At 59.2% G+C, this 10,649-nt stretch carries 10 protein-coding genes; 3 read left to right on the forward strand and 7 right to left on the reverse strand.

Going from position 1 to position 10,649, the window contains the following annotated elements; genetic code table 11:
* Positions 1–9: 9 nt before the first annotated feature.
* The 6 genes from KGB25_RS25465 to KGB25_RS25490 are packed head-to-tail and all read right to left on the reverse strand — an operon-like array spanning position 10 to position 6,729.
* Positions 10–1,341, reverse strand: a complete 1,332-nt coding sequence (locus KGB25_RS25465) for a DUF58 domain-containing protein (RefSeq protein WP_223437218.1) — start codon at positions 1,339–1,341, stop codon at positions 10–12.
* Positions 1,338–2,339: an AAA family ATPase gene (locus tag KGB25_RS25470; protein WP_223437220.1), complete on the reverse strand. Its 1,002-nt coding sequence runs from the start codon at positions 2,337–2,339 to the stop codon at positions 1,338–1,340. The genes KGB25_RS25465 and KGB25_RS25470 overlap by 4 nt, the downstream gene beginning before the upstream one ends.
* Positions 2,336–3,499 (reverse strand): DUF4350 domain-containing protein, encoded by a 1,164-nt coding sequence (locus KGB25_RS25475; RefSeq protein ID WP_223437222.1) that lies wholly within the window; start codon positions 3,497–3,499, stop codon positions 2,336–2,338. The genes KGB25_RS25470 and KGB25_RS25475 overlap by 4 nt, the downstream gene beginning before the upstream one ends.
* Positions 3,496–5,043 carry a DUF4129 domain-containing protein gene (locus KGB25_RS25480; RefSeq protein ID WP_223437224.1) on the reverse strand — a complete coding sequence of 516 codons (1,548 nt, stop codon included), beginning with the start codon at positions 5,041–5,043 and terminating at the stop codon, positions 3,496–3,498. Before KGB25_RS25480 ends, KGB25_RS25475 begins: the two co-directional genes overlap by 4 nt.
* Positions 5,030–6,007, reverse strand: a complete 978-nt coding sequence (locus KGB25_RS25485; RefSeq protein ID WP_223437226.1) for a stage II sporulation protein M — start codon at positions 6,005–6,007, stop codon at positions 5,030–5,032. The genes KGB25_RS25480 and KGB25_RS25485 overlap by 14 nt, the downstream gene beginning before the upstream one ends.
* Entirely contained in the window at positions 6,004–6,729 is a 726-nt protein-coding gene (locus KGB25_RS25490; protein ID WP_008041935.1) for an RDD family protein, read from the reverse strand. The genes KGB25_RS25485 and KGB25_RS25490 overlap by 4 nt, the downstream gene beginning before the upstream one ends.
* A gap of 184 nt (positions 6,730–6,913) precedes the next feature.
* On the opposite strand from KGB25_RS25490, the gene sbcB reads away from it, so the two are divergent.
* Complete coding sequence (gene sbcB, locus KGB25_RS25495) at positions 6,914–8,344, forward strand: exodeoxyribonuclease I (RefSeq protein ID WP_008041932.1); 1,431 nt, start codon at positions 6,914–6,916, stop codon at positions 8,342–8,344.
* 98 nt (positions 8,345–8,442) lie between these two features.
* On the opposite strand, the gene mvaT is transcribed toward sbcB, so the two are convergent.
* Positions 8,443–8,820, reverse strand: coding sequence for a histone-like nucleoid-structuring protein MvaT (mvaT, locus tag KGB25_RS25500; RefSeq protein ID WP_007933316.1), 378 nt, complete (start codon positions 8,818–8,820; stop codon positions 8,443–8,445).
* Between the two features lie 339 nt (positions 8,821–9,159).
* Between mvaT and purU the strand changes: the two genes are divergently transcribed.
* Together purU and KGB25_RS25510 are read left to right on the forward strand one after the other, a co-directional pair.
* Positions 9,160–10,008 carry a formyltetrahydrofolate deformylase gene (gene purU / locus KGB25_RS25505; RefSeq protein WP_008031689.1) on the forward strand — a complete coding sequence of 283 codons (849 nt, stop codon included), beginning with the start codon at positions 9,160–9,162 and terminating at the stop codon, positions 10,006–10,008.
* Positions 10,009–10,094: 86 nt separating this feature from the next.
* On the forward strand, positions 10,095–10,286 hold the full coding sequence (locus KGB25_RS25510; protein WP_223437228.1) for a hypothetical protein: 192 nt from the start codon (positions 10,095–10,097) through the stop codon (positions 10,284–10,286).
* Positions 10,287–10,649 lie beyond the last annotated feature (363 nt).

Raw genomic sequence — 10,649 nt, forward strand, 5'->3', positions numbered from 1 at the left:
AAAAAGCAGTCAAGGAGCTCCACTGCGTTTCCAGGCCAGGTACTGTGTCACCAATTCTGGTCCCAGCTCTCTGGGGCGGACATCTTTTACCGGAATTCCATGGGCGACCAAGCGTTCATGGAGTTCTGCTCGTGAGTTCAAATAGTCAACTGTTCCGCTGTAGTTCAGCGCTTCCGACAAGGTTTGCACCGTCATTTGTCGTGTGGTGTCGAGGACCTCTTCGCGCATGCTTGCTATCAATACGCGATGTTGCTTGCTCAGCCGTTGAACAGCGCTTATCAGTTCCTCATTGTCTTCATCCCGCAGGTTAGTGATCAATATCACCAATCCTCGGCGCTTCTGTCGGGCCATTAATTGGCTGATGGCAGCCTGATAATCAGAGGGGCGCTGGCTGCTGTCCAAATCGTAAACAGCATTGAGTAGCACGTTGAGCTGACCGGCACCTTTAACCGGTGCGAGATAACGCGGTTGATCGCTGGCAAAGGTACTCAGACCCACCGCATCACCCTGACGCAACGCCACGTAACTCAACAGCAAACACGCATTCAGCGCATGATCGAAATGCGCCAGTTCGCCATCATGACTGCGCATATGCCTTCCGCAATCGAGCATGAAAATGATCTGCTGATCGCGCTCGTCCTGATACTCCCGGGCAATCGGTGTGCGTTGCCGGGCGGTGGCTTTCCAGTCGATCTGGCGCAGGCTGTCGCCTTCGCGAAATTCCCGTAACTGATGAAACTCCATACCCAGGCCACGTCGTTGTCGTTGGCGTACGCCGAGCTGGCTGAGCCAGTTGTCCACCGCCAGCAGTTGGCCGCCGTAGAGGCGGGCGAAGTCGGGGTAGACGCGGGTGTGGTCGGTGACGCTCAGAAGCCGTTTGCCGGACCACAGGCCCAATGGGCTGGGCAGGTTGATTTCGCAGTGATCGAAGCTGAAGTGGCCACGTTTGAGCGGGCGCAGGCGATAGCCGACCTGGCTGTGCTGGCCGGGCTGAAGTTCGACTGACAGGGGGAGGTTTTCGAAGTTCAGGCCGTCGGGGACGTGGTCGAAAATCTGGACCGTCAGTGGTTGGGGAAAGTTGTGCTCAACCTCCAGTCGAACTTCGCTCCAGCGACCGAGGGCCAGGCTGCCGGGCATTTGTCGTGTTATCCGGGGCGAGTGCAGGCGCGTGAGGCGCAAGGCATCGAGTATTGCCAGGGCCAGTAGCGCCAGCAATAAACCCCACTGGATCGACAACAGGCTTGAGGGCAGCGCAATGTCCAGTGCGCGCAAGGTGCCCAGCACGATGCCGATGGCCAGCAGGATTGCGAGCCAGATCAGCAGCAGGCGCGAGGGTTTCACAGACGTGGCGCCGGCACTTGATCGAGCAGTTGCCGCAGCACGTGATCGACCTCCAGCCCTTCGATATCCAGCTCCGGTGCGATGCGTACGCGATGGCGCAACACCGCCAGCGCGCAGCCCTTGATGTCGTCCGGAATCACGAATTCGCCGCCGCGCAACAAGGCCCGCGCCCGAGCGCAGCGCACCAGCGCGATGGAGGCCCGAGGCCCGGCGCCGAGGGTCAGGCCGGGCCAACTGCGGGTGGTGCGGGCCAGGCGTACGGCGTAGTCGAGGACCTGATCGTCCAGGGGCAAATCGCTGGCGATGCGTTGCAAGGCCAGCACGTCCTTGGCTTGCAACACGGTGCGCAGTGGTTGCACATCGAGCATGTCGGCCCGGGTAGAACGGCTGACCTGACGCACCATGTTCAGCTCTTGCTCGACATCGGGGTAGTCCATACGCACCTTGAGCATGAAGCGGTCGAGCTCGGCTTCGGGCAGCGGGTAAGTGCCTTCCTGTTCGATGGGGTTTTGCGTGGCGAGCACCATGAACGGTTGCGCGATGGGCAGGGCGCGGCCTTCGAGGGTGACTTGCCGTTCCTGCATGGCTTCGAGCAGCGCCGCCTGGGTTTTCGCCGGGGCGCGGTTGATTTCGTCGGCGAGCAACAGGTTGGTGAACAATGGCCCTTTGCGCAGTTTGAATTGCTCGGTTTGCAGGTCATACACCGCGTGGCCGGTGACGTCGCTGGGCATCAGGTCCGGGGTGAACTGAATGCGCGCGAATTCGCCACCGAAGCAGCGGGCGAGGGCGCGCACCAACAAGGTCTTGCCCAGCCCCGGCACGCCTTCGAGCAGCACATGACCGCCGGCAATCAACGCGGTGAGTACGTCATCGATCACCGTGTTCTGGCCGATCACGGCTTTTTGCAATTCAACTCTTATCGCTTGGGCCAGATAACTGGCGCGCTGGCGTTGCTGCTCGGCATGGCTAGGCGCGCCGGGCTCGATCTGTTCACTCATAAGGCGTTCCTCAAGGTTTGCAGGTGGGCGACCTGACGGCTGAATTCAACGCTGGACAGCCGTTGCTTCGGTCGCGGGCTCATGGCCTGGCTGATAGCGCGTGTGGGTTGGCCTGTCAGGCGTGCGAGCACCAGCCATTGTTCGGCGACGCCGAGTTGATCAAAACCGGGATGACGACGCCGTACCCGGCGCAGGATGTCTTGCTGCAAGGCTTGCAGCAGACTGTCCTGACCGCTGCGGCGCAAGATGAAATCGGCGCTGGCACGCAGGTGTTCCTGAAGTTGTCGACGGGCTCTCGGCGCCGGTTCAATCAATGGGCCGTGGCGCACACCGACATGCCAGAGGCCAAGGCCGATCAGGGCGATGAGCGCGACCAATGCCTGGGGGAAATAGCGCAGCAACAAGGTCAGCAAGCTGTCGTGATCGGTGTTGAACAGCAGCGTCACCTGGGTGTCCGCGGTCAGGTACCAGAGCAGCCAGGCATTGTCGTACTCGTCGATGGCCGGGGTTTTCCACAGGTCGGCGTCGGTGACCACAATGATCGAGCCGAGCCCTTGGTTGAGCTGCATCATGTGCGTGGCCTTGCCGCTGTTGGCCCAGGCTTGCGCGAGATTGTTCGGGTCTTCGAGATGGAACGCGGTATCGAAGGAGGCGTAGGCCGGGGCGTCTTCATCCTCAAGATACAGTTTGGTCAGGTTGGGGTAAGGATCCTCACCGGTAGCGGGTGGCGGGTCCTTGAGGTCTTTGCTCAGTGACTGGTGCACCTGCACCCGGTCGAGCAGCAGGTCATTGCTTTGGCCGGTTTTTTCATCCCACAGTGATTCGGCGATGAACAACAGGCGCCCACCGGCGCGGGTCCAGTTCATCACTTGGTCAATCTGCCGTGGCGTCATGTTTTGCCGGTCGCCGAGCAACAAAAGGCTGTGCTGGCGCGGGTCCAGCGTCGGCAGCACGTCGAGGCTGTTGGCATGGCCGACGGTAAGGCCCTGTTTGCGCAGGAAGTGTTCGGCGGCCAGATAAGGGTTGGCCTGGGCTTCGGGCGAAGGGCCGTGATCGATGTCTGCCTGATAGGGCGTTGCCTTGAAAAACAGATAAACACTCAGCGCAGCCAATAGCACCGCGATGAACACGCCGACCGCCAGCCAGAGACGCCGGTTCAATGCGCCGCTCCCGGGCCGAACAGCGCCCGCCAGCCATCACAGAGTTCCTGTTGCACCTGCGCGGGGGGCAGGCGATGCCCGTAGGCCATGTTCTGCCAGTGCCCCGTCAGTTTTTTGCTGAAAGTCAGCAGCGCGGGTTGCTGCAGGTGTTCAACGCGCTCGAGCACTTCACCTTCGGTGTCGGCCGGTTTCAGCGCCATGTTGTAGTCGTGCAGCAAGTGACTGAGCAGGGCGCGATAAAGCAATCCGAGAGCTTCACGCGGGTTGGTTTGCCAGAGGCTTTCCGCACTGGCGGCGATGTCGGCAGGCAGGGTTTCACGGTTGAGGTCCAGGCCGAATGCTTGCTGTGGCAGCGGCCGTGCAACTTTGCGCGGCAACCTCGGTCGGCGACTGACGAACGCCTGCAACCAGTCGCGGTAACGCCAGATCAACAAACTGATGACCCCGATCACCGTCCCCCACAGCAGCACTTCAATCAGGGTGGCCAATGCACCGAAACGCTGGTTATCCAGCAACTTGAGCAGCGCCTTCAGCCACTCGGGGGCCTTGCCATCGTCTGGGGTTTCGGTGGCGGATTTGTCTTCGCCGCCAAAACGATAGCGGGTGACCGTTTCCTTGTTCTTGAACGGCGGCTGATCGAGGATCGCCTTGATACTGTCCCGGGACGCCTGGCTGGTCAGAGGCTGCTCCAGCAGACGCGGGCTGTCCGGTGAGATTGCGGGCTCGGCGGCCCACACGGTTTGCGCCGCTGGCATCAGCAAAAATGCCGCCAGCAGCAGGGCGACGGCGGTACTGCTCAGACGTTGACGCAGACGACGGAACACCAACTCGATATCCCAGGCCTCCAGCACCGTGCGCCGGTTCAGATAAAGGCTGAAGCCGCAGGCCACGTAAACCGGTTCCCACACCACGAGCACCAACACGTAAAATACGTTGGTCAGGTGTTCCAGCCAGCGCCAGTCTTGTGTGGCGGCGGACAGCAGCGTTTGCCAGCTCCAGTCCAATTCAACCTGTTGCGGCAGGAACAGATAAAACAGCACCATCAAGCCGACCCACAGTGCACTTTCCAGATGTACGCCGATGATCGTCAGCCAGCGCGCTGCGCCGCCGTCGCGTTGCAACAGCACCTGCAAGCGCTGTTGCCGCGCTTGCCCACTCAGGCCTTCGAGTTGCACCACCGGCATCAGGAAACTGCGACTCAGACTCAAGCGTCGCCAGGTGAGGCTGGCGAGCAGTTGTGGCTTGAGCAATCGCGGCCATTGGCGCAGCGCCTGTTTCAAGGTGGGCGTTTCACCGAACATGGCTTTGGACAGGATGTACAGCGGCAGGCGTTCGAACGCCGGTTTCAGCCACCAGAAAATGAAGGCGGCGAGGGACGGTGAATCCCACAACAACAAGGTGAGCAAGGCGAAAACCGGCAAGGTCACCATGGCCCAACTGGTCATCAACAGGCGTCGGTGCCGCTGGCTCAGCAGGACGCCGAGGTCCATGGCTTCCCAGGTTGTTCGAGGGCGGATCACCACGGTCGCGTCACTCAGGCGCATGACGAGTCCGTCCGGCAAACAGCAGATACATTGCTACCAAAAACCACAGCGTCGCGCCGACCAGATACTTGGTCATCGGCGCCGGCGCGGTCATGGATGACCAGTAGGCTTCGATGAATGCAGCGATCAACAGAAACAGCATGACCCCGCAAATCAGTAATACGCTTTTGCGCGCCGCGACTCGCAACGCTTCGGCGCGTGGCAGGCGCCCCGGTGCGATCAATGCCCAGCCCAGTTGCAGGCCGGCGGCACCCGCCAGGGCAATGGCGCTGAGTTCGAAAGCACCGTGGCCGATCACGAACGACCAGAAGGTTTGCCCGTAGCCGATCTGTGTCAGGTGCCCGGCCACCGCGCCGATCATCAAGCCATTGAAGAACAGGAAAAACGCGCTGCCCAGGCCAAACAGCAAACCGCTGGCGAACGTCTGAAAAGCGATGCCGATGTTGTGCATGATGTAGAAGCCGAACATCACCCAGTCTTCGCTGGCCGCCCGCTCCGCTGAGCGACCCAGGTGTCCGGCGTTGGGGTCATACATGCTTTGCATGTCGCTGACCTGTTGTGCCGGGATCAGGTTGTAGACCAGGTCCGGGAACAGATACACCAGCAGCGCGAAGCCGATCAGGCTGCCGAAAAACATCAGGCTGGCGGCAAGCACGAAGCGCCACTGTTCGCGCACCAGCCGCGGAAAATCCGCGAGGATGAAGCCGAGCACATTGGCACCCAGGCGGCTGCGGTGTCGATAAAGTTGTTGATGGCCGCGCAGGACCTGTTGCTGCAACGAGTCGATCAGGAAACTGCTGTATCCACGTTCCTGAGCCAGCGCCAGGTGCTGGCATAGCCGACGATAGTCTTTCGCAAAACTGGCGACACGTGAGGTGTCTTTATTGCGTTCCAGACTGTCGAGCATGAGGGAAAACTGCGCCCATTCAGCCTTGTGGCGATTCTCGAAAAGACTTTGCTTCATGCGGGGCCCAACAAGCCGCGGGCGATGCCGTTGAGTTCCGACACCGCCCGTGGCGCTGGGACGTTCAACGGTTGGGCGAGGATAGAAGCGAGTTCATTGACCCGCGCTTCGGAGAGTTCACCCTGGCGTTCGGCAAACCCGAGGATGGCGCGTTGCTCGGTCAGCGTCATGGCGAAGGCCGGACGTCGCGGTTCGGCGTCGGGTACTTGCGGTCGGGTGAGCGGCTGTTCGCGGTAAATGACCAGCGTGCCGGCGGCGAGGTCGCCGAGGCGTTTGAAGCTGGGGTGTTGCAGGCAACTGATGGCGCCGAGGAAATAGCCGAACGGCAACAGGTCGACAAATCGCAGCAGGTTGCGCAACAGCGAAGCGGACCAGCCGATCGGCGTGCCGTCATCCTGCACCACCCGCAGGCCCATCCATTGCTTGCCCGGCGAGCGCCCCTGATTGAGCACTTCGAACAACACCATGTACCACCAGCTCACTGCGAACAGCAGGATCGAGCCCAGCCCGGCGCCGAGTTTCCCCAGAAACGCGAGGACGATAAACAGCAGACCCAGAATCAGCCCGCGAAGCCCGAGGTCGATGGAGAACGCCAGCGCACGGACCATCAACCCGGCCGGGCGCAGTGGCAAGTCGATGCCTTCCGGCGTTTCAACCTGATACCGCGTATCCAGTGGCGGGGACAGCGTCGCTTTCCTTTGCAGTGCTGTGGTCTCGAGCATGGGCAACCTGATGATGTGGCCTGATCGGGATTCTCTGTGCGTCCGATGCTAGCAGCCTCACGGGGGGAAACGACATAACTATGTATTGCACGGTGCGTGGTCAGAGGTGATTGAATGCAAGATTACTGGCCGGGGCGGGATGTGAACGCCTAGACTTCGCCGATCTTCAGTTCAGGAATAGCCCGTGACCTCGATCTTCTGGTACGACTATGAAACCACCGGCATCAACCCGCGTTGCGACCGTCCACTGCAAGTGGCGGGGCTGCGCACTGACTTTGATCTCAATGTCATAGACGAGCCGGTCAATCTTTATTGCCAGCCCAGTGAAGACATCCTGCCGCATCCGGCGGCCTGCGCGATCACCGGCATCACGCCGGGCCAACTGACCGAACACGGTTTGAGCGAAGCCGATTTCATGACGCGGGTTCACGCGCAACTGGCGGCACCGGGCACTTGTGGCGCGGGTTACAACACCTTGCGTTTCGACGACGAGATGACTCGTTACAGCCTGTACCGAAATTTCTTCGACCCCTATGCCCGCGAGTGGCAGGGCGGTAACAGTCGCTGGGACCTGATCGATGTGGTGCGTGCGGCGTATGCCTTGCGGCCCGATGGCCTGGTTTGGCCGACGGACGACGAAGGACGGGTGACGCTCAAACTCGAACGCCTGACCGCTGCCAACGGCATCGATCACGGTAATGCTCACGAAGCGCTGTCGGACGTTCGCGCAACCATCGCACTGGCACGTCTGATCCGGGAAAAACAGCCGAAGCTCTACGACTGGCTGTTTCAGTTGCGCAGCAAACAAAAGGTGATGGATCAGATTCGGCTGTTGCAGCCGATGGTGCATATTTCCGGGCGTTTTTCGGCGGCACGCAGTTATGTCGGCGTGGTGTTGCCGCTGGCCTGGCATCCGCGCAACAAGAACGCGCTGATTGTCTGTGACCTGCACCTGGATCCCCAGGGGTTGCTCGACCTGGATGCCGAGACCTTGCGCCAGCGTTTGTATACCCGCCGCGATGAACTGGCCGAAGGCGAACTGCCGGTGCCGCTCAAACTCATCCACATCAACAAATGCCCGGTGGTGGCGCCGTTGTCGGTGCTTCGTCCCGATGATCAGCAACGACTGGGGCTGGATATGGCGCTTTATCAGGAACGCACGCTGCGACTAAGTGCCGCACAAACAATTTGGCGAGATAAAGTTCAGGCCATTTATGCCCGAGAGGATTTCGCCCAGAGCCAAGACCCTGAACAACAGTTATACGATGGTTTTATCGGTGATCGGGACCGGCGTCTTTGTGAGCAAGTCCGGGCGGCTGACCCGGCGCAATTAGCGCAAGAGCAATGGCCTTTCGATGATGAACGTTTGCCTGAATTATTGTTTCGATATCGCGCACGTAACTTTCCCGAAACGTTGAGTTTCGAAGAGCAAGAACGCTGGCGAGTATTCTGTCAGCAACGTTTGTCAGCGCCCGAGTGCGGGGCACCCAATACCCTGGAAGCATTTGTAGAAGCTGCAGCCCAATTGAACATTACTGCGACGCCATTCCAGCAAGAGGTGCTCAATGAGTGGAACAATTATGTCCAGGCATTGCGCAAACGTTTGAATCTTTGAAAATGAAAATGCACGGGCCTGAATCTCGGGCATAAAAAACGCCAGCGATTGCTGGCGTTCTTTTTTGTCGCGGATGGGTCTGCGACAAGCTTTGCGGCTTAGCCCAGCAGGGTAGCCCAGCCTTCAACCACGTCGCCGCCCCACTTGGCTTTCCACTCTTTCAGAGTTTTGTGGTTGCCACCTTTGGTTTCGATGACTTCGCCGTTGTGCGGGTTTTTGTATTGTTTAACTTTGCGAGCACGCTTGGTGCCAGTAGTTTTTACTGCGCCGCCGCGTGGTGCTTTGGTTTTGGATTCTGGATCCAACAGCGCAATGATGTCACGCAGGGACTTGGAGTATTCGCCCATCAGGGTGCGCAGTTTGCCTTCGAATTCCAGCTCGGTTTGCAGTTTGTCGTCTTGGGACAGGTTCTTCAAACGGGCTTGCAGCTCTTTGATAGCTTCTTCGGTGGCACGATATTCGTTGATCAAGGACATGGGGACTACCTTATGTTGTGCGCTGGATGGCAGGGGACAGTGCGGCAATAATAGTCAGGGTGTTTCATCAAGTAAACATTTAACCGGGGTTTATTTAAATTAGTTGCGATGAATAGGGCGCAAATTGGATGTACAGTTAAATAGTGTGACGCAGGTATCACAGATATTCACAATTGAATGCTTGAAGAATGCTGACAGGATCACCATCGCGCAGGTAACCGACAGCCCTCAACGCTTGTGCCACCGGCCTTCGTGCAACGCGAGGTGTCATCTATACTGCAGTTTTTTTGCGCAATCGCTAGAATGGCGGCCTTTGCGAAGTTCTGGAGTTTCCCCCTCATGCGCACTTTTCGGCTGGTGATTGCTTGCCCGGACCGCGTCGGCATCGTTGCTAAAGTCAGTAACTTTCTGGCGTCACATAACGGCTGGATCACTGAAGCGAGCCACCACTCGGACAATCTCAGTGGCTGGTTTTTCATGCGTCACGAAATTCGTGCCGACTCGCTGCCTTTTGGTATCGAGGCTTTCCGCGAGGCGTTCGCGCCGATTGCCGAAGAGTTCTCGATGAACTGGCGCATTACCGATACCGCGCAGAAGAAGCGCGTGGTGTTGATGGCAAGCCGTGAGTCCCATTGCCTGGCCGACTTGCTGCACCGCTGGCACAGCGATGAACTGGATTGCGAAATCTCCTGCGTGATTTCCAACCATGATGATTTGCGCAGCATGGTCGAGTGGCACGGCATTCCTTACTACCACGTACCGGTCAATCCGCAGGATAAAGAGCCGGCGTTCGCCGAAGTCTCGCGCCTGGTCAAACAGCACGATGCCGAAGTGGTGGTACTTGCCCGCTACATGCAAATCCTGCCGCCCGAGTTGTGCAGCGAGTATGCGCACAAGGTCATCAACATTCACCACAGCTTCCTGCCGTCGTTCGTTGGCGCCAAGCCGTATCACCAGGCTTCCATGCGTGGGGTGAAGTTGATCGGTGCGACGTGCCACTACGTGACCGAAGAGCTGGACGCCGGCCCGATCATCGAGCAAGACGTTGTGCGCGTCAGCCACAGTGACAGCATCGAAGACATGGTGCGTTTCGGTCGCGATGTCGAGAAAATGGTGTTGGCCCGCGGTCTGCGTTATCACTTGGAAGATCGGGTGCTGGTGCACGGTAATAAGACTGTAGTGTTCTGACCGTCACACGACGCGGTTGAAATTCGAAGGGCCTGGGCGTTCAATCGTTCCAGGCCCTTCGCCGTTTCTGCACTGAGGACATGACCATGGCTGATCCACTGGACAAAGCTACTTCCAAGGCTCCCGCGACATTGGGGGAGGGGTGTTTGAGTCGTTATGATCCGGATGATTTGAGTGCCGAAGACGGCACGGAATTTCCCGGTGCGGCGGAGTTGTGGGAGCAATTGAATCCTGAGCCTGACCTTGTAGGAGTTGGCTTGCCGGCGAAGCGGTCTTGAGGTCTGGCGTTCGCTTGTTTTGATTGTGTACATATCCGTTTCTTTGGTAACGGCGGCTATTGGTTTCGCCCTTACGGCGAGTCACTTTGGAAAAGCCCCAAAGTAACCAAAAGGCTCTTGCCCCTTTCGTTCGGTGCCTCGCTAAGGCTCGGCATGCCCTCGCTCCGGTCCTGCTCCGTGGGCCCGCCGCCATCGGCCATCCATGGCCGGGGGCGGCTAACCCGGCATCCATGCCGGGTTGCCCACTGCGCAGAACCTCCACTCGGCCTCTCGAGGGGGCGCTCAGATCAAAAGCGGAAGGCGAGCTAACGCTCGGCCTGATGAGTGGTGGAAATCAAAAGCAAACGCGATTCCCTGTAGGAG

The organism is Pseudomonas sp. BF-RE-21, from assembly GCF_019947305.1.
GTDB lineage: Bacteria > Pseudomonadota > Gammaproteobacteria > Pseudomonadales > Pseudomonadaceae > Aquipseudomonas > Aquipseudomonas migulae.